This window comes from Acinetobacter sp. CY17, from assembly GCF_059515825.1.
Genome location: NZ_JCAKMX010000001.1, coordinates 254030 through 273531, shown reverse-complemented (window position 1 = coordinate 273531; position 19502 = coordinate 254030). Strand labels below are relative to the sequence as shown.

14 protein-coding genes are annotated in these 19502 nt (G+C 40.2%); 4 read left to right on the top strand and 10 right to left on the bottom strand.

Features of this window, described 5'->3' with window-relative positions; translation table 11 throughout:
* Nucleotides 1–56 precede the first annotated feature (56 nt).
* Complete coding sequence (locus AC5YCI_RS01405; RefSeq protein WP_496129006.1) at nt 57–2120, top strand: McrB family protein; 2064 nt, start codon at nt 57–59, stop codon at nt 2118–2120.
* Nucleotides 2117–3211 carry a 5-methylcytosine restriction system specificity protein McrC gene (locus AC5YCI_RS01400; RefSeq protein ID WP_496175123.1) on the top strand — a complete coding sequence of 365 codons (1095 nt, stop codon included), beginning with the start codon at nt 2117–2119 and terminating at the stop codon, nt 3209–3211. Before AC5YCI_RS01405 ends, AC5YCI_RS01400 begins: the two co-directional genes overlap by 4 nt.
* On the opposite strand, the gene AC5YCI_RS01395 is transcribed toward AC5YCI_RS01400, so the two are convergent.
* Entirely contained in the window at nt 3138–4346 is a 1209-nt protein-coding gene (locus AC5YCI_RS01395) for a GGDEF domain-containing protein (protein WP_496129008.1), read from the bottom strand. The two genes, AC5YCI_RS01400 and AC5YCI_RS01395, sit on opposite strands and share 74 nt — an antisense overlap.
* A gap of 346 nt (nt 4347–4692) precedes the next feature.
* Between AC5YCI_RS01395 and AC5YCI_RS01390 the strand changes: the two genes are divergently transcribed.
* Entirely contained in the window at nt 4693–5463 is a 771-nt protein-coding gene (locus AC5YCI_RS01390) for an iron-containing redox enzyme family protein (RefSeq protein ID WP_496129009.1), read from the top strand.
* Nucleotides 5464–5501: 38 nt separating this feature from the next.
* On the opposite strand, the gene AC5YCI_RS01385 is transcribed toward AC5YCI_RS01390, so the two are convergent.
* The 8 genes from AC5YCI_RS01385 to AC5YCI_RS01350 all read right to left on the bottom strand — a co-directional run bounded on the left by AC5YCI_RS01385 (nt 5502) and on the right by AC5YCI_RS01350 (nt 16636).
* On the bottom strand, nt 5502–7493 hold the full coding sequence (locus tag AC5YCI_RS01385) for an esterase/lipase family protein (RefSeq protein WP_496129010.1): 1992 nt from the start codon (nt 7491–7493) through the stop codon (nt 5502–5504).
* 113 nt (nt 7494–7606) lie between these two features.
* Nucleotides 7607–8506 (bottom strand): ABUW_2363 family tetratricopeptide repeat lipoprotein, encoded by a 900-nt coding sequence (locus AC5YCI_RS01380; protein WP_496129205.1) that lies wholly within the window; start codon nt 8504–8506, stop codon nt 7607–7609.
* A 108-nt stretch (nt 8507–8614) separates the two neighbouring features.
* Nucleotides 8615–9418: a serine O-acetyltransferase gene (gene cysE, locus AC5YCI_RS01375; protein ID WP_496175122.1), complete on the bottom strand. Its 804-nt coding sequence runs from the start codon at nt 9416–9418 to the stop codon at nt 8615–8617.
* Entirely contained in the window at nt 9418–10266 is an 849-nt protein-coding gene (locus tag AC5YCI_RS01370; RefSeq protein WP_496129012.1) for an RNA methyltransferase, read from the bottom strand. Before AC5YCI_RS01370 ends, cysE begins: the two co-directional genes overlap by 1 nt.
* An 18-nt stretch (nt 10267–10284) precedes the next feature.
* Nucleotides 10285–13857, bottom strand: coding sequence for a DNA polymerase III subunit alpha (gene dnaE, locus AC5YCI_RS01365; protein ID WP_496129013.1), 3573 nt, complete (start codon nt 13855–13857; stop codon nt 10285–10287).
* Nucleotides 13858–13978: 121 nt separating this feature from the next.
* The gene (locus AC5YCI_RS01360; protein WP_496129014.1) at nt 13979–14674 is read right to left on the bottom strand and encodes a methionine ABC transporter permease; all 696 of its coding nucleotides are present in this window, start codon (nt 14672–14674) and stop codon (nt 13979–13981) included.
* Nucleotides 14671–15696, bottom strand: a complete 1026-nt coding sequence (locus AC5YCI_RS01355; RefSeq protein WP_496129015.1) for a methionine ABC transporter ATP-binding protein — start codon at nt 15694–15696, stop codon at nt 14671–14673. The genes AC5YCI_RS01360 and AC5YCI_RS01355 overlap by 4 nt, the downstream gene beginning before the upstream one ends.
* 73 nt (nt 15697–15769) lie before the next feature.
* Complete coding sequence (locus tag AC5YCI_RS01350; RefSeq protein ID WP_496129016.1) at nt 15770–16636, bottom strand: MetQ/NlpA family ABC transporter substrate-binding protein; 867 nt, start codon at nt 16634–16636, stop codon at nt 15770–15772.
* A gap of 1031 nt (nt 16637–17667) precedes the next feature.
* Here AC5YCI_RS01350 and AC5YCI_RS01345 point away from each other — a divergent pair.
* Nucleotides 17668–18294, top strand: a complete 627-nt coding sequence (locus AC5YCI_RS01345) for a hypothetical protein (protein WP_496129017.1) — start codon at nt 17668–17670, stop codon at nt 18292–18294.
* Nucleotides 18295–18477: 183 nt separating this feature from the next.
* On the opposite strand, the gene AC5YCI_RS01340 is transcribed toward AC5YCI_RS01345, so the two are convergent.
* The gene (locus tag AC5YCI_RS01340; RefSeq protein ID WP_496129018.1) at nt 18478–19476 is read right to left on the bottom strand and encodes a hypothetical protein; all 999 of its coding nucleotides are present in this window, start codon (nt 19474–19476) and stop codon (nt 18478–18480) included.
* Between the last annotated feature and the right edge of the window lie 26 nt (nt 19477–19502).

Here is a 19502-nt window from a genome sequence, read left to right as displayed (position 1 = left end):
CAGCAGCAGCGCACTATGAAGCGCTATAATAAGCCAATCGAGATAGGTAGGTTTTCATGACACAGCAGACGCTTTGGTTGATTGATGCAGCTTTGAGGGTACAAGATTCAGATTCACTTTACGTAATGCCGCATGTATTAAAGCGCATGCAAGTGGGTGACGTGGTGGCAATTAAAAATCTCAGAGAGTTTGATCAGGCAACTCAAACATCGTCTCTGGACATTCAAGCGCTAGGTTCTATTCAAGACAAAAGCAGTCAAAGCATTACCATCACTTGGCAGAACAATTTTACAACCAAAACCTGGTATCATTATATTAATCAGGCCAAGATTTGGCCAGTTCAAGCCACACATTGGATGAATCAAGCCTTAATTGACTTTGTGTTGCAGGATAAACCGCAAAATACGGCAGCCTTTTTAAACGCTGCGTATTGGCAGCAACCCAGTTTAGACTTACGTTTTGAATGGACCGAGTTTTATCAAGCCCTGGCCACAGCTTTACTCAACTATCAAAATAAACGTCAGTCGCTGTTGGCATTTGTGTTGCAATTGGCACAGCGCTATCAACTGAGCTATTTACTGGGTAAAAATTTAACCGATATTTGCCCATTTACCGTGCTCGGTATGTTTAACCGTGGCATCACTTGTCAAAAACGTCATGCTATTGCTCAAGATTTAGCAGATTTTTTTAATATTAAGCGTGCTGCACCGCTCAGCTTTGATGGTATTCCTATTTTAAATAACCAAAGTTCATGTTTTTTTGCTGTGAATAAAAGTAATTACAATCAGGATATTGAACAACTGTGGCAGTTTTTTGCTATTGCGCATGCCTATGCCAAGCAGCCCACAGCCAGCTTAAAACAACAGTTTATTCAGCACTATGATCATGTCAGTCAGCAACATGCTGTGGGCTGGAATTTGAGCATGGGCTTGTTTTGGCTAGCACCTGAATTTTTTGTCAGTTTAGACAGCCAATCGCAGCAATATATTCAAGATGATTTACAATTGAGCATTGCCAAACATGGCAGTAAAGGGCGCTGTAATGCTGATGATTATTTAGAGCTGTTGTATCACTTACAGCATCATTTTCAAACACCCTATAGTTTGCCGCGTAATTTCCCACAACTGGCTTTATATGCTTGGGAGCAATTAGGCGGCTTAAAAAGTTTGGCCAATGATAATGATCAAGACTTAAGTCAAGTGGAGAACTATTTGCAAGATTTACCTGTGCAAAATTATAGCCTTGCACATATTATAGATGAAGGTTGTTTTTTAAGCCTAGAGAGGCTAAGTCAACTCCAGCAGCGTGTGCTGAATAAGAAAAACTTAATTTTACAAGGTGCTAGTGGTACAGGTAAAACGTGGCTCGCCAAGCGTTTAGCGTATGCATTGGTGGGACACAAGGCACAAGGTCATGTCTGTGTGATGCAGTTTCATGCCAATACCAGTTATGAGGATTTTATTCGTGGTTGGCGTCCCTTGGCCAATTCACAAGGGCAACATGAGTTACAATTGGTAGATGGCCCTTTTTTACAGCTCATTCATCAGGCGCAACGCGCTCCCAATGACCGCTTTGTGATGGTGATTGAGGAAATTAACCGCGGTCAAACCGCACAGATTTTTGGTGAAATGCTCACCCTATTAGAAAGTTCTAAACGGCATCCTCAAGAGGCGCTTAGTCTGACTTACGCCAAAGCACAGGAAAAAATTTATATTCCAGAGAATCTGTATGTGATTGCCACCATGAACCATGCAGATCGCAGTTTAACCGCTTTAGATTTTGCCCTAAGACGCCGTTTTGCCTTTGCGACTTTAACACCAAGTTTTAATCAACAGTGGTTAGAGTACAGCGCTCAATATGGCTTAAGTATGAGCTTATTGGCACATATTCAACGTAGCATGCAACAGCTGAATCAGGACATTGCAGAACAGCCTTATTTAGGCTCTGCCTTTGTAATTGGGCAGAGCTATTTTACCCCACGGCAGCCTATTCGCGATGAAAGAAGTTGGTATCAAGATATTATTGAGGCGGAAATTTTACCGCTGTTAGAACAATATTATGCTGAAGATGCTGCACAGCTTGCTGCATGGCAACAGCAGCTCTTGGATCTGCCTCAATGAAGCATTATGCAGGAATTCCGATAGCCAATATTTGGCTACTGATGTTGTATGCCTCGGATTTTAATTTAAGTCAAACACGACAAGCCATACAAAGCCTTTCCTATCACAGTGCTGATGCCGCTTTGATCAGCTGGTTTACCGATCTACTCGAGCAATATTTGCAGCAGCCTAATGCTGCTTATGTGACTCAGCAACAGGCTGTCTCCTATATTCGCGGTAAGGTGGATGTACGCCAAACCTATCAACGGCAAAGTCTGCAACAGGGTAAGGTCTATTGTCAGTATCAGCAGTTCAGTGTGAATCATCCGCTGCATCAATATCTTTTGCAGGCCGTGCATGCTGTGTTAAAACGTAGTCCAGCACGCTTAAGCACACGTTTAAGGCGTTGCCAGCGACAACTCCATGCCATGGGCATCCAACTGCCAGCACAGCCGATTACACCACCTAAAGCTCAATTGCACGCACCATGCCAACAACTGCTGGTATTGGCAAAATTACTGCAAGAATTTGCCATTCCATCTACTGACTTAGGCCCTGAGCAATTACAACAGCCACAGACCAGTCATGCGCATTGGCTGCGTCGTTTATTTGAAAAAGCGATGGCAGGCTTTTATAAAAAATATTTGCCTAAAGACTGGCAAGTCTTACATGGTGTGATTTTAAGATGGCCACAGGAGTTCATACATGCGGCCTTACCCCACATGCAAAGTGATATTATTTTACGCCATTCACAGGGGACATGTATTTTAATTGATACCAAATTTACTCAAATTTTTCAGCAAGGCTATTATAAAAAACAAGATTTATTTAAAAGTCAGCATATTTATCAGTTATATACTTATTTACGTTCGCAGGAATATCAGGGCAGTCGTTTTCGATTTAGCCAAGGGATTTTGCTGTATCCTAGCGTGGGACAAGTCATTCAAGCTGATGTGCACTTGCAGCATTATCCCATTGGTTTTTATAGCGTTGATTTAACTCAAACCCACACTCAGATTGAACAGCAACTCCTCGGCTTTATAAGCGCAGCAAAGCATACTGATTACGACCGTATTTCTTGGCCTGATATAACGCTTGATCCGCTTGCATAATGAGATCTGACAGCTGATGATGACGCTGTGGGATGGTGCTAATCACCCCGATACTGACGGTAATATGGTCACCAATCAAACTTGTGGGATGAGGTAAGGCTAAGTCATTGACGCGCTGTAACAGGTTTTCGGCAATTTTTTCTGCCTGTAGCGCATCGGTCATCGGGAAAATCAGCATAAATTCTTCGCCGCCATAGCGTGCAGCCAACTCATTGCCACGCGAAGTCATTTGTTTTAACACATGAGCGATGACTTTTAAGCAATTATCGCCTGCCACATGACCAAAGCTATCGTTGTAGTGTTTAAAATAATCAATATCTAACATCATCACCGTCAAAGGGTGTTGATAGCGTAAGGCGCTAAACCATTCCCGAGTAAGGACTTCTTCTAAATAGCGTCGATTAGCAAGATTGGTTAAGGCATCTTGCCGGGACAAAGATTCGAGCAGTTCAGCTTGTTGGCTTAATTTTTGTTGATTGAGCTCAATAATACAGTTTTGCAAATAGTTTTCACGATGTTGACGGTCAATGGCGTAAGCAAGCGCCATCCCTAAAAAACTGCTAAAGGTATAGGTGCGGTTAAACAAAACCCAATCAATATTATAGTTCAGTAATATGCTCACAATCATGGCCATTAAGCCACCTGACCAGCCTGCAATAAAAGCCGTATAAAAGCGTAAACCAACAAAACCGTAAATAATGACTACTGCATACATCATGGCCACATGAAACAGCGCATTACTTTGCACAGGGCCAATGACGGTAATCATTAAAAAGGTCAGCGCTACGGCCAGCATCGCGCCAATGCCAACATAAAGATCAAAGAAATGGCTTAGCCTTGGGATAAAAGATAAGATCCACGCAATAAAAATAATTAGCCCGACCCACGTGTAATAATACATCCACGTGGTACCCACATCATGGCCGAGGCTGATTTTATAAATACCAAAAGTTAAAAAGCTATACAGCGCCAAAATAATGGGGGCACGATAACGAAACTCACGTGCAGCTTCGCGACAATAATGAAGACGATAAAGCGCCTCAATCTGCCAAGGGAAATGCACAAAATTTAAGCCGTTTTGGATCAACTTTTGAATCTGATCATAAGTAAATTGATTTGATCCGGGCAGCTTCATAACCCTAACTCAAAATTAAAAAAAATAAGCAGCATATCCATGATTGTTATTGGTCTAAAGAGATAATGAAAGATGCGGTATTAGCACTTGCAAAATGTGCAAATTGTTGTAGATTAATGTTCAATATATACGATATTTGCTTTTAATAATAGTGGCTTACATTAAACAATGCACAATCAGAATAAAAAATAGACCTTGATTGCAGTTTTTTTATAAGCTGTGATGTGAGTCACTTTTTGTACGAATTGTGAGTGAATTTAATGCAAATTTAAAGTGAATAATCTTAGAAAAAATCAAACATTGATGCCAATAAATGACTCAAAAAATCGACATAAAGGGGAATGACATGACGACCAAATACCATGACGAATTGGAAATTACACCGCACAATGCCTGGTCGCAAAAATTTTGGGATGATTTAATTCCTTTTAAGGATCGCATTAGTCAGCATCCATTTTTTACCAATATGGCTGCAGGTCATCTGACTTTAGAAAGTTTTCGTTATGCTTTACTTAATTTTTATCCTTTAGTGGCGCATTTCCCATCCTATATGTCACTGGCTTTAGCCAAAGCAACCAATTTTTCTGATCCGGGTGTAAATGAGGCGCGTGATTGGCTGATTCAAAACATTAAAGTTGAAGAGCGTCATTTAAATTGGTACCGTGATTGGGCGGCAGGTTTTGGTTTAACTGTCGAAGAGCTAGATAATGTAAAACCGAGTGCTGCGATGAACGCCGTGAACCATTTCTTATGGAGTAACAATAGCCGCGGTAATTTGGCAGAAGCCTTAGCAGCCACCAATTTGGCCATTGAATGGGCAACAGGTGACTGGAGTAGTCGTGTTTACGAAGGTATTCAAACCTACGCCAATCATCCCGAAATTAATATCAATAAACGTACCATTGCGTGGTTACGTGCCCATGCGCATTATGATGATATCCATCCCTATGAGGCTATGGAGCTGATTAAACGTTTAGCCAATCATGATGTGCTGATGCAGCAACAAGCTTTTCATGCAGTCAAAGAGGGCTTGGCATATTACGAACTAGCACTAGATGAATGTCAACGTGTCCATGAACAAAGCCTAAAAAAAGCAGCACAAGCTGAACTTGCTTAGCTGAAAAAAAAGCCGAAGTGATCACTTCGGCTTTTTAATTAAGGTTTATATAAACCTTTTTCGCTTAAATGTAGGCGTAAAATGCGACGCAACTCTAATACTGCCTCAGGGGTTTCCTGAATAGAATGGCTGCCTTTTAAGATTTTCTCTGAACTTGCCCCTTGAAGATGGGCGCTTTGATAAGGCACCACGTCATCATTGATTTTCAATGGATCATCAAGCCCTGTATTGTTGCCTATAATGCTATGAAACGGTAAATCAGGACGCGGCATAATATTTTCAGTGAGTCCAATAAACTTAGACTGATGACTCAAATCACTTGGTCCATTTTGAATCAAACTATGATCAATATGTTTCCAAAGCTCTCTTAAGCTTGGGTCTTCATCAATTAACGCATCACCAATGGCTGTTAAAAAAGCGCCTGGTAATTTAATAATTTTACGTGCGGCTTTGGTAAACCAACGATCGGCAAAATCAGTGCCGCGATGTGGTGTGGCTAAAAAAATGGCGCGGTCAATATTGGGAATCGAATTCATAACCATACGTTGGCGCACAATAGGTAAATTACGATATTGATTCAGTTGCCGTGAATTCATTAAGGCTAAGGTTTGTTGCGTAATATCAGCATTACTCACCAATAGCCGTGAAATAATACCACCCATGCTATGACCAATTAAAACCGCGTCGTTTTTGGCAGCGGCATTATGATCCACTTGCTTAAAGGCTTGGGTGAGCAGGGCATAAATCTGAAAACGACTTTCAATAATTGGCATATTGGTGGAGTAAAACACCTGCCAGACTTGATAATGTTGGCGCAGTACCGGATCACCCATCATATCATTGGTTAAACGTACCCATGCTTCAGGACTGCTGGCCAAACCATGCACCAAGATAATAACTTTCTTTTTAGGATTATACGGCTCGAGCATATATAAATGCGGCATGGTCAGACGATCATCACGATCAATTAAACTTAAATAGGCGGCTTTACCCAAATTATTCTGTGCCAGCCATAAACCATAAGGTGCAGAAAAATTGGCTGCTAATGGATAGGTTTTACGCGCTACTTTCACCGTATCATATTGATAAGGATCAAAAGCCGAAAGTTCAAAATCACTATGATTTAAAATGCGCTCTACGGATTGTATGCCTTTGGGCTGGGCTGTAATAGTGGCAGCCAAATAGCGGGCTGCATGAATATTAGGGTTGACGCCATTTTTATAGGCATAACGCAGTGGATCGATAATATACGGAATCTTGGTGTGTGGTTGATGTTGTTCAGGTAACACCACCGCAAACTCAGATCCAAAACCATCACGACGGGTAATCGAGCGTAAGCCTGAAAAATTTAGGTTATAGGTGGAAATCAGCTGTTCAATGGGCTGATTTTTCAGTTCAGGATAAGCATCAAAATTTAAATGATAACGGCTCTGTCCAACCTGAATAGTATTGGGCATTTGGCTCGGTTTATGGCGCATGGCATAAACGCTCACCATTTTAGCAATCGATTGATTATAAAAATCACGAATTTGCACTTGGCGGTTATCAAAAATCCGATCTTCTGGGCCACGCTCACTTTGGAACATATAGGCATAACTATAACGTAAACTTTTGTCCAGCATGGTGAGCTGTTGATCGAGACAGTTTTGCTGTGCTTGCTGTTTTTGTTGTTGTTTATCTTTGGATTGCACAGTGTTCATAAGGCCACTCTTACATTCAGTGGATTTATCTAATTCAATGGCTTTGGCAAGATAAATTTCACTGGCTGTTGAGAAGAGTTGCTCATCTTGAATTTGTGGAATCTCTTGGAGTTCAGATACACATTGTTCAGGTGTAAGAGTACAGGTTTTAGCTTCACGGCCTGTCATCGACAATACATTGAGACTCGCTTCACTGAGTTGGTTACGTGTTAAGATACTGTCACGCTCATTGGCAATCGTGACATTTAAAGCCTGACTTTTCACGCTGACCACCTGACAGCCAGACACAAAGAGCGTACTTGCTAAACTGAGCAAGAGGAGTTTATTCATAGCATGCTGCAAAATGGAAAATTATTTTTATCATACGTGATCTTAAGCGTTTACAGCATTTAAACTATTCAAAAAAAGACCGCAGTAAGCGGTCTTTTTTCAAATTTTTACATTTATTTGTTCATGACTTGCCACACGTTCCAACGACCTTGTTTTTCAATTTCTTGAATCAGGCGGTCTGCTACAGCGGCTTCTTGTGGATACTTAACTTTATAATTTTTTAAGGTTTGTACCGCATTTTTCTTTTGTTCCATGGCAATGTAGTTATTTGCCGCAGACAGATAGGCTTCTTGTACACCTGCTTGCATGGCTTTATTTAAGTAGGGGATTGCTTCTTTTTGGCCGCCGCCTTCAGATAAAGCAAAGCCAAACCAGAAATTTACCTCTGGGTCATTTGGATTCATACTTAAAATCTTTTGTGCATAATTTAAAGATTTAGTGGTGTAAGCCGAACCTAAATCTAGATTACGACCCATGACTGCTGCTTTAAAAGCACGTAACAGCACGTCAAAAGAGGCATTGGGAGCTGCGGCTAAGGTATCAAGTTGAGCGCTGACTTGCTTAAGTTTATATTCAAAGCCACGGCGCTCTTTACGGTCGCTAAAGCGTGGTGGATAGTGACGGGCTTTGCCTTCCACCATGTTTAAAAAGTCATCAATATCAGTAATGTCAATTTGATTGTCACCTGCCAATGCCGCATAGCTCATACTGCGCGTAGTGCTATTGACCGTTGGAATGATTAACTTATTGGTATCTAAAGTCAGTTTGCGATTTGGATCATCTTGACGATTAACCAGCATTTTGGTCACAGGTTGTTTAGCCGCTGCAATTAAGGCCAATTCAAAATCAGATGGTTTGTCGTAATGGATTGGATTAAGCGGGTAAAAAGGTGCAGAAATTTCAGGTTCTGCAAAAACTGTTGCACTGCCGTTATTATTTTTACTTGCTGTACTCGCGCAACCCACTAGAAGTGAGGCTGCAACAAAAGCACATGCCAATGGCGTTAATTTCATCATGGTGATCCATTCAATTTATTGTAAACATAAGGGTTTAAGCTGTTCGTCAGTCTAAAAAAACTCTGACGAACATGCAAGTCTGACTACATATTGAAACCGAAAAGCTTATTTCGCTAAGGTGCTTTGTGCTTCACATTCACGGCGTACTTCATCAATAATTTTTAGCTCTTCTGCACTAAAGGGTTGGGCATTGGCTGAAGATTTATTAAAGGTCGGATCAAGCAAAGATAAACGTTGGCAGAGCAGGTTCATGCGCTGTTCATTATGTTGAATACGGTCTAATAATACGCGCATTCCTTCGAGCATTGGATCAGTTTGATCTTGAGTCGCAGCATAAGGCTGAAAACCAATGCTTTGTGCATAATCACGACGACGACTTTCTTCATCAGCAGCCTTATCTTTACTAATAAAACGTGCAGGGTTGCCCACTGCCGTGGTTTCGGCAGGTACTGCTTTGGTCACCACCGCATTAGAACCGACTTTGGCATTTTTACCAACCGTGAAGGGCCCCAAAATTTTGGCACCTGCACCCACTACCACACCATCTTCTAAAGTGGGGTGACGTTTGCCTTTATTCCATGTCGTGCCGCCTAAAGTCACACCATGATATAAGGTCACGTCATCGCCAATTTCCGCAGTTTCACCAATCACCACACCCATGCCGTGGTCAATAAAGAAACGACGACCAATTTTAGCGCCTGGGTGAATTTCAATACCTGTGGCAAAACGGCTAAATGACGAGAGGAGGCGTGCTGAACCTTTACACTCTTTTGTCCATAACTCATGCGCCATACGGTGCATAATGAGGGCATGAATACCTGGGTAGGTGGTTAAAACTTCTAACGTATTTCGAGCGGCAGGATCTCGCGCGAATACAGCTTGTATATCTTCTTTGAGCTGTTTAAGCATTAGGACTGATCCTCATGATCTGGGGTAGATTTACCCGATGGTTTCCATGTTCCATGACGCATTGCCTGTACACGGCTAAAAATGCCGCGTAGGAGGTGATATTCCATTTTATCCAATTGTATACGTCCAAAAAGGCGACGCAAGCGTAAAGGCAATAATCGTTTATTATTTGGATCCATAAATTCAATTTCTGCCAGCATTTGTTCTAAATGCGGATAGAATTTATCCATGTCTTTATGGGTCACTAAGGGTTCATCCCAATGCATATGCTGACCATCAATCACTTGCATATCGGCAGTGTCATCGGTTGGCATATTGGCTTGTTCAATGGCTGCCATACGCATTTCATAGCAAATCACTTGAATGGCTTGCGCGACATTGAGCACACCATAATCTGTATTGACAGGAATGGTGACATGATAATTGGCAAGCGCGAGTTCTTCATTGGTTAAACCACGGTCTTCGCGACCAAAAATCACAGCCACTTCTTGTTGCTGCTTTACCACCGCTTGCATGGATTTTTGTGCCGCAGGGCGCGCATCTAGTAAAGGCCAAGGAATGGTGCGGCTACGTGCGCTGGTCCCAAACACAATATGGCAATCTTGAATCGCGTCTTCGAGGGTTTCAACAATTTCAATTTGCTCGATTAAATCGGTTGCACCAGCGGCCAGCGCATCAATATCTGGATGCGGATAGGTTTTGGGTGCAACCAATACCAGTTTGCTTAAACCCATGGTTTTCATAGCACGCAAAGCACTACCAATATTGGCGGGTAAGGTGGTGTTGACCATCACAATACGCACGTGGGAGAGCGTTGCATTGAGTGCGGTATTATCAAATTGGTTCATGTGTGATCCGAAGTTCATTTAAGAATATTGTTGTTGCAGCTGATCGTTATACGCGTCTAAAGCATCTTCAAGACTTTGTTCAGGTGGTGGTGCTGCCACCTGTACCGGTTGACCATATTGCATAGGTGCAGCTTTCGCGGCTTTGGATTTGACTTGGTATTCGACCTGAATACTGTCTTTACCAAAATAATCACGTAATTTTGCGAGCAAATCATCTAAAGGCGCAACTTTCCAATTTACACCTAAGTTTAAATCGGCACGGGCATAGTCATAATCCAATTGCAGCTGCAATGGAATATGCTGACACATATCCACATTGCAAAATGGCAATAAAATTTGCGCCAAATCTTGGCTAAAACTTTGACTGATATGCTCAGGTCGTAATTGAATTTTGAGGCAATTGGCGCGTTTTTGACGAATGTCATTTAAGGCAAAAGCTTTGGTTAAGCGTCCCATTGGACGGTCAAAACCTTCACGTTCGTAAATTTCCCCTTCAATCACCACCACTTTTTCGACTTGCACAATGTCTTTAAAGCGTTGGAAGCGTTCATGGTTACACGACACTTCAATTCGCGCTGTACCATCGTCTAGGGTAATTACCATACGATTTGGGAAATTGGCAACATCTAAGACTAAACCTGCAAAGACAGTGGTGACGCCACGGCGGGTTGGGGTCAGTTCATTGAGTTTACTTGGAATAAAAGCTTTAAGCTCACTGCGATACACATCAATCGGGTGACCGGTTAAATAAAGTCCTAAAGTGTCTTTTTCGCCTTTGAGACGTACTTCATCTGACCATGGCTTTACAGGTTTTGCTGGCTTGCGCTGTACTTCAGCCACTTCACCAAACAAATCCATGATACCCGTTTCGCGGTTTTGACGCGCTTGATCGGCTGCTTGTACTGCTTCAGGGAGCTGCGCCATTAAATCGGCACGTTCCACCCCTAAGCAATCTAAAGCACCAGCACGAATCAGTGCTTCTAAGGTGCGCTTATTAATTTTTTTTAAATCAATGCGATGACAGAAATCAAACAGATCGGTATATGGACCTTGTTGTTGGCGTGATTCAATAACCGATTGCATTGCGGCTTCCCCCACGCCTTTAATCGCCCCTAAACCATAGACGATGGTTTTTTCATCGACAGCATGGAAGTTATACAGTGACATATTGACCGAAGGCGGTAGAACGTCTAGGTTGTTAATACGACAGTCATCAATTAAAAACACGACGTTGTCAGTGTTTTGCATCTCTGAGGTCATTACCGCCGACATAAATTCGGCAGGGTAATGCGCTTTGAGCCATGCGGTTTGATAGGCAACTAAAGCATAGGCCGCGGCATGTGATTTGTTAAAACCATAGCCTGCGAATTTTTCCATATAGTCAAAGATATGGTTGGCGGTATCGCTATCGATATCTTTTTTGGCCGCACCTTCAATAAAGATTTGGCGTTGTTTGACCATTTCTTCGGGTTTTTTCTTACCCATGGCACGGCGTAGTAAATCAGCACCACCTAAGCTATAACCCGCACAAAACTGTGCCGCCTGCATCACCTGTTCTTGATAAACCATAATCCCGTAAGTGGGTTCGAGTACGCTCTCTAAAAGAGGATGTAAGTATTCAAACTCACCACCGTGCATACGATGGATAAAGTCAGGAATCAGATCCATTGGCCCCGGACGATACAGCGATACGAAGGCAATAATTTCTTCAAATTTGCTTGGGCGTGCTTCTTTGAGCATTTTTTTCATGCCCACGGATTCAAACTGGAATACCGCGGTGGTGTTGGCTTCGGCAAACACCGCATAAGCTGCTTTGTCATCGAGTGGAATTAAAGAAATATCCACCGGCTTGCTCATGTCTGAGCGGCGATTAATATGCTGAATGGCATCTTCAATCACGGTTAAGTTACGCAGACCTAAGAAGTCAAACTTGACTAGACCTGCGGATTCGACATCGTCTTTATCAAACTGGGCCACACGGTTGGTACCGTCGGCATCACACATCACGGCAGAATAGTCAGTCAGCTTGGTGGGTGCAATCACCACACCACCAGCATGTTTACCGGTATTACGGGTAATGCCTTCAAGCTTAAGCGCCATTTCCCAAATTTCAGCAGCATCGTCATGATCAGGATTGGATGGATTAGTGACAATGTCTTTCAGCTGGGGTTCGGCGGCAAGTGACTCTTCCAAACTTAAACCCAAAGGTTTAGTTGGAATCATTTTAGAAATACGATCGGCTAGACCATACGATTTACCCAACACCCGTGCCACGTCACGAATCGCACCTTTAGCCGCCATAGTACCAAAAGTCGCAATTTGCGATACCGCATCACGCCCATAAGTACGTGCCACATAATCAATCACGCGGTCACGACCGGCGATACAGAAATCCACGTCAAAGTCGGGCATCGAGACACGTTCTGGGTTTAAGAAACGTTCAAAGAGTAGGTCATAACGCAGTGGGTCAAGGTCGGTAATTTTTAAGCTATAGGCCACCAAAGAACCAGCACCCGAACCACGCCCCGGACCGACCGGCACGCCATTGTTTTTCGACCATTGAATAAAGTCCATCACGATGAGGAAGTAGCCGGGGAAACCCATGGAGTTAATAATATTAATCTCAAAGGCTAAGCGCTCATCATAAGGTTTACGTACTTCAGGCCAATCTTCGCCACGCGTTTCTGGGGGATAGAGGAAGTCGAGTCGCTCTTCTAAACCCTCTTCGGATAAATGCGCAAAGAAGGTATCAATGGTATGACCTTCCGGAATTGGATAATCAGGTAGGTCGTTAAAACCTAAGCGTAGGGTAACGTTACAGCGCCGTGCAATATGGTAGGTGTTTTCAATCGCCGATGGAATATCAGCAAACAGCTCGCTCATTTCGGCTGCGGTTTTAAAATATTGGTCTGGGCTATAGCGTTTAGGACGGCGGTTATCGCCTAGCACATAACCATCGGCAATACACACACGCGCTTCGTGGGCTTCATAATCCTCGGCATGAATAAAGTGCACATCATTATGTGCCACCACACCAATATTATATTTACGCGCCAGTTTGACCGCTTCACTAATAAAATCATCTTCATAAGGACGGTTGGTACGCGTTAAAGCCAAATAGACTCGATCCCCAAATTTGGCAATCCAGTCTTCTAATAAAGGCTCAGCTTTTTGTGGATTGGAAGACACTAACATCTTACCCACATCACTATGCACACCCAGTAATACGATCAGATCTTGTTGTTGTTCTAAAATCCATTGTTTTTGAACACAAGGAATATCGAGCTGTTGGCCTTCGATATAACCACGCGACACCACTTCGGTGAGGTTACGCCAGCCTTTATTGCTCATGGACAACAAGGTCACACGATGCTCGGCATCATTGAGGCGAATTTCTGAACCTAAGATGGGTTTAATGCCTTTGTCCAAGCATTTTTTATAAAATTTAACCGCGGCATGCAAATTGGATAAATCTGTGAGGGCCAAAGCGGGCATCTCATCACTGGCTGCGGCTTTTACAAGCTCTGGCACACGTACAATAGATTCCGTGATTGAAAATTCTGTATGAATACCAAGATGGACAAAGTGCATAGATGAATCCTTGCTAAAACTGTCGTTATTTTATCATGTTCAGCAGCTATTCTTTTAGTCTTGACGCATTTTATGGGTAAAAATAAAGCCCTCATAGTGAGGGCTATGATTTAGGGATGGGTTAACGTAGCTTTGCCAACCATTCACCAGTCATTTGGACAATTTGTACCAAGATCAGCAATACAATCACCGTTAAAATCACCACAGAGGTATCAAAACGCTGATAACCATAAGAAATGGCTAAATCACCAATACCACCTGCACCTACGGCACCGGCCATCGCTGTGGCACCAATTAAACTAATGGTGGCGGTGGTTAAGTTTAAAATGAGTGAACTACGTGCTTCAGGCAGTACAAATTTAAAGATAATTTGCATTGGCGTTGCACCCATGGCTTGCGCTGACTCAATAATCCCGTCATTGACTTCAAGTAATGAGATTTCAATTAAGCGCCCAATGTATGGCCCGATATAAATAGTAAGTGGCACAATTGCGGCCCATGTACCAATCGAACTGCCTACCAAGAACTTGGTTAACGGAATCACCGCAATCAATAGAATAATAAACGGTAACGAACGTAATGCGTTTACAATCGGGTTTAAGCCGTGATAGATAATTTTATTGGGTAAAATCCCTGCAGGACGGGTCAGCAATAAAATAATCGCCTGAATAAAGCCCCAAATACAACCAAACAGCAACGCAAAAAACACCATATGCATGGTTTCTTGCAACGCCGTGACAAATTGGTCAATTGAAAGTGAACTTTTCCAAAATGGCGCAGTAACATCGGTCAGCCAAGCAACAATTAAATCTCTCATGCTTGTACTCCTGCTTGTTCCACTTTCACGCCACGCGCTTGTAAAAACTCAATCGCTTGTTGAATGATACGTTCATCACCCAATAACTGCACAAACATTTGCCCAATCACCGAACCATCAATTTCGGTCATATTGGCAAATAAAATGTTTAAGCTTAAATCAAATTGTTTAATCACTGCTTGTACTACAGTTTCTTGTGCTGAAGTGCCTAAAAATTGCAAACTATAAATACTGTGATGATTTTTATTTTCTAGGTTATTTAAAATATTCACAGGCAAATGCTGCTGCAGCACAGTTTGAATAAAGGTTTTGGTGGTTGGATGTTGCGGTTGGCTAAAGATTGAGAGGGTATTACCCATTTCAATCACTTGACCTTGCTCCATCACCGCCACATGGTCACATACCGATTCAATCACATCCATTTCATGCGTGACCATCACAATAGTAATGCCTTGCTCTTGATTAATCTTTTTCAAGAGTTGTAATACCGATTGCGTGGTTTGTGGGTCAAGTGCAGAAGTGGCTTCATCACAGAGTAAAATTTTAGGATGATTGGCAAGGGCACGCGCAATACCCACACGCTGTTTTTGCCCCCCTGAAAGTTCATCTGGATAAGCATTACGTTTATGTTTAAGGTCAATAAAATCCAGTAATTCTTCTAAACGTTTTTCGCGCTCAGGCTTGCTCCAGCCCAAAAGCTGCATTGGCATTTCAATATTGGCCGCCACGGTCTTGGTTTGCATTAAGTTAAAATGCTGGAAGATCATGCCAATATTGCTACGTTGCTGACGTAATGATTTCGCATCAAGCGCAGTTAAGTCTTGTCCATTGACAATCACTTGGCCTTCACTTGGGCGCTCGAGTAAGTTAATCAAACGGATTAAGGTACTTTTACCTGCACCACTATAGCCAATAATGCCAAAAATACTGCCTTCTGGAATTTCCAAATTAATTTGGTTTAAGGCGCGTAAAGTTTGACCTTTAAGCTGGTAGTGTTTTGAAATGTTTTTAAATTGAATCATATCGTCAACATTTGCCAAAAAAGAAAAAAATAGGCAAATTGCTTTGCCTATTTTATAAAAGCTGATTATAGGACTATTTTACGTCAGCAAAATAGCTCATCGGTTTATTTACATCAATTTTTGTACCACCGAAGTGATCAGCCACATATTTTTTCACTGCTTCTGTGTGATACAGCGTACCAAGTTTTTGCAATAAAGGATCATTTTCACGACCTTCAGCTGTCACCAATAAGTTGACATACAGCTTAGTTGATTGATCTACTGGCTCATAGAATACCGCATCTTTAAGTACGTTTAAGCCACCTTCCATTGCCAAGGTATTACCCAACACAATCGCATCGACTTCACTTTTTACACGTACCGCAGTTGCCATTGGAATGGTTTTTAAAGTGATGTTCTTTGGATTTTCAACTACATCTTTGGTGGTACCTAAGATTGGGCTGAAATCTGATTTAAGTTTAATTAAACCAGCAGTTTGTAATAAAGATAAAGAGCGTGCTTCATTGGCTGCATCGTTAGGAATTGCAATGGTTGCATTAGCAGGGAATTGGTCAATTTTTTTGTATTTATCTGAATAAATACCCATTGGCTCAATATAAGTTGTCGATACAGCAGCCACTTTTTTGTCTGTGGTTTCTGTATTGTACGCCACCATATAGTTATATGATTGGAAGGTATTAACATCAATTTCTTGGTTGGCCACAGCCGTATTCATTGCAACGTAGTCATTGAAGTTTTTCACTTCTAACTTGATGCCAGCAGCTTTGGTTTCAGGCAAAGTCGCGATATAGCGCCATACATCAGCATCCGAGCCTGTAGATGCCATAGTAATGGTTTGTAATTCACCTGGTTTTGCAGCATCTTGTTGCGGCGCTTCAGATTGACCGCAACCCGTTAGGGCAACAGAGGCACCTAAAGCAAGACCGAGAAGCTTTTTCATATGTTCGTCCTGATTAAATTTAACTCAATGTTAAAGCACGCATCTTCGCTTGTGAAGTTTAAATTTTATGCGGATTTAACCTTGCTTAAGTGACAGTGCGGCATTTTAAATCGGTATCAAGAGAGAGTAATGCAACGCATATAAAACCGATTTAAACTGCAACAGCTTTTTTGCATCATAGCAATAAAACGATATTCTATATAGTGGATAAAGAGCTTTTCTTTATCTAATAAAGCGCATAAGAAGTATACAGTATAAATAAAAAAGATTTGGTAAAACAAGAGATTAATAAATTTTGTTTTGTTAAAAAATAACCAATTGTTATTAATGCTTGCTTTATAAGATTTTGTCTGATGAATATCTTAAAAATGAATATAAACATCTTAGAACTTGGGAAATAGGTCATAAAAAATATAAGTTTTTATCGACTAGTCAAAAAATCTAAATATGAGCCAAAACTAATCCTATGAATTCTTACAATTTAATTCAGTATTAATCATGGATATTAAAGATTTACCATATTTAGCTTTAAGCTCCATTGAATGGTTAAGGCTTTAACAGCGCGTCAAATTTTAATGCCTTAAGAGCTTAAATCTTGCTTTTAGCTCATCATAGACTGGCATAACCAATAGTTTTTATTTTGTACAATTAAAACAGGAAGAGCTTATCGCATGACTTACTGTATGACTGCATACGCTGTAGTGCTTGAATTTGGCATATATTTTAACAAAATGGATGGTGTAGAAAATCACTGCGATGAATTTCATAGAAGACATCTTGGTTTAAAGGTCGCTATCCAGTTTTTATAAAAGTAAAGCATAACTTCATCATCTGCACACATTTGGATAAATGGCGCAGGATTAGGCGAGGGGTTTGGATGCTGGAATTCATCTTCTGCTTCTAGTTTAAGGTTGCTTGATATTTGAACGAATTTGATTATTTTCGCATATAAAAATTATATAGTGCTTTTGATAATAGGTTAATTCTAAATGTCAGAAGAATTTTAATTCAACACTAGGACTTAATCAGAGATGAATAGTAAAAATTGTTATTTGACCTTACTTCAAAATTCCTTAAACTTTGCGAATCAAATTGGAGTACAAAATATCAATACTAAATTTATAGATAAAAATTATAGAGATAAACAAGATTTATATAAAATAGAGAATATTGTTAAGGGTGAATTATTTAATTTTATTGAAGATTTTTTTAAATTTCATCCTTATCTAGGTAATATGTGTCTTGATCTTTCAGCAATTACTTTTATGTATTTAAGGGCTAAGGGGTTTAATGTAGAAATGATATTTGGTAATGTAAATATCAATAATTCTCCCGAAGATGAATGGGATACCACTTTTCATTACCTAGAAAATGAGTTCTCTAAAAAAATTAAAAAAGGGGAGCAAGATGTGCATGCTTGGGTTGGATTAGGTGGAGATGTTATTATTGATTATGCATTACCTGAGCGATTATGGAAAAATTATCATTATCCAAAAGAGATTAACTTTCCTATAGGGCATGCTGACTTTTTTGAGCAATCATTGAAAGTAAAATATAAGCCAATGCTTGTAGGTTCTGATTTTTTTAAACAAACCAATAGATATGATCCCTTGGGTGATATTTTTGGATTTAAAGAGCTTTTGAAAAGAAATTTTTGATTAAAAAATAAACAAAAAATTAATTTTTCGCATATAGTTTAATGGTTGATTTATTGATAATTAACTTACCGAATACACGGTAAATTTAAGGAAATAAAAAATGTCAAAACCAGTTAATGCACCAAGCACAACAGGTAATCCTTCAGGTGGGGGGCGTGGTAATAATCCACCACGGAAGTAACTTTACATAATTAAGTCAGAAGGCCATTGATATGTGCCTTCTGATTTATATTGAGTTTTAAACATTAAGTATATGGCATCAAGATCTTTAACAGTTAAGTTGGCGAGAATTGAGTTTGGTGTGATTAAAATCTTGCAGTATATATATATGAACCATAAGCCTGTGATTGAACAATGATTAAAGCATTCTGTATTTTCAAAAAGTTTTTTTGCACCAAGTAATTGATAAAAATGAGTCAGATAGAAAAATGTGTTTTTTCCTTCTTTTAATTTTCTTACAGCATATTTGATTCGTTCGGCTTGATCTTCATTGAGAAAGGAAAAACAATCCTCATCTTTAGGAAATTTTTTCTTTGTATCAAAAGATATACCTAATTTTTTATTTGCTTCAATACATGAAAGTACTTTGACTAGATTCCAAAATAGATGGTTTTTAGATTTTTGTTGTCCTTTTATTTTTCCTATTAATAAAAATTTAGAAATAGATGCTTGTTGAAAATCCTTAAAAATGAGTGAATCTAAATGGAATAAAATTAGAAAAATATTGAAATATCTATTTATTAGCATATTGATTTCGATATATCTATATTCAGGGATTAAGAAAGTATCTAATAAAAAACTTTGTATATTTTTGGCATTTTCTGCACAAAAATTATTTTTCTCTAAAAGATCATAAAGTTCTAAATGCTGATTCCATAGTGGAAAATTTGGGTTTGGATAAAGCTTAAGTTCTATAAGAGATTGTAGAAATGAACATGTTTTTTCTGACCGATATAGAAAATCATCAAATTTTTCCCTATGTTCTTGTGATACTTCTTTTTTAGTAACTTGATGGTAATAACTAAGGGTATTTATTTTCAACGCATCATGACTGTCATTCTTGATTATTTTTTTAAATTTTTTTGCTGAAGCTAAATCATGATGGAGGCTACTTAAATGGCTAGTAAGAATCCATGATTCAAATAGAGTCTGTTCTTCTAGTGGAGTATGTAAGTCTTTCATTTTAAGTATTTTCTAGATTTTATACA

What these genes read in the sequence shown, in the direction of transcription:
- AC5YCI_RS01355 (WP_496129015.1), bottom strand. Translation starts at nt 15,696, where the DNA reads ATGATTCAATTTAAAAACATTTCAAAACACTACCAGCTTAAAGGTCAA.
- AC5YCI_RS01340 (WP_496129018.1), bottom strand. Translation starts at nt 19,476, where the DNA reads ATGAAAGACTTACATACTCCACTAGAAGAACAGACTCTATTTGAATCA.
- AC5YCI_RS01380 (WP_496129205.1), bottom strand. Translation starts at nt 8,506, where the DNA reads ATGAAATTAACGCCATTGGCATGTGCTTTTGTTGCAGCCTCACTTCTA.
- dnaE (WP_496129013.1), bottom strand. Translation starts at nt 13,857, where the DNA reads ATGCACTTTGTCCATCTTGGTATTCATACAGAATTTTCAATCACGGAA.
- AC5YCI_RS01390 (WP_496129009.1), top strand. Translation starts at nt 4,693, where the DNA reads ATGACGACCAAATACCATGACGAATTGGAAATTACACCGCACAATGCC.
- AC5YCI_RS01350 (WP_496129016.1), bottom strand. Translation starts at nt 16,636, where the DNA reads ATGAAAAAGCTTCTCGGTCTTGCTTTAGGTGCCTCTGTTGCCCTAACG.
- AC5YCI_RS01345 (WP_496129017.1), top strand. Translation starts at nt 17,668, where the DNA reads ATGAATAGTAAAAATTGTTATTTGACCTTACTTCAAAATTCCTTAAAC.
- AC5YCI_RS01405 (WP_496129006.1), top strand. Translation starts at nt 57, where the DNA reads ATGACACAGCAGACGCTTTGGTTGATTGATGCAGCTTTGAGGGTACAA.
- AC5YCI_RS01360 (WP_496129014.1), bottom strand. Translation starts at nt 14,674, where the DNA reads ATGAGAGATTTAATTGTTGCTTGGCTGACCGATGTTACTGCGCCATTT.
- AC5YCI_RS01395 (WP_496129008.1), bottom strand. Translation starts at nt 4,346, where the DNA reads ATGAAGCTGCCCGGATCAAATCAATTTACTTATGATCAGATTCAAAAG.
- AC5YCI_RS01400 (WP_496175123.1), top strand. Translation starts at nt 2,117, where the DNA reads ATGAAGCATTATGCAGGAATTCCGATAGCCAATATTTGGCTACTGATG.
- cysE (WP_496175122.1), bottom strand. Translation starts at nt 9,418, where the DNA reads ATGCTTAAACAGCTCAAAGAAGATATACAAGCTGTATTCGCGCGAGAT.
- AC5YCI_RS01370 (WP_496129012.1), bottom strand. Translation starts at nt 10,266, where the DNA reads ATGAACCAATTTGATAATACCGCACTCAATGCAACGCTCTCCCACGTG.
- AC5YCI_RS01385 (WP_496129010.1), bottom strand. Translation starts at nt 7,493, where the DNA reads ATGAATAAACTCCTCTTGCTCAGTTTAGCAAGTACGCTCTTTGTGTCT.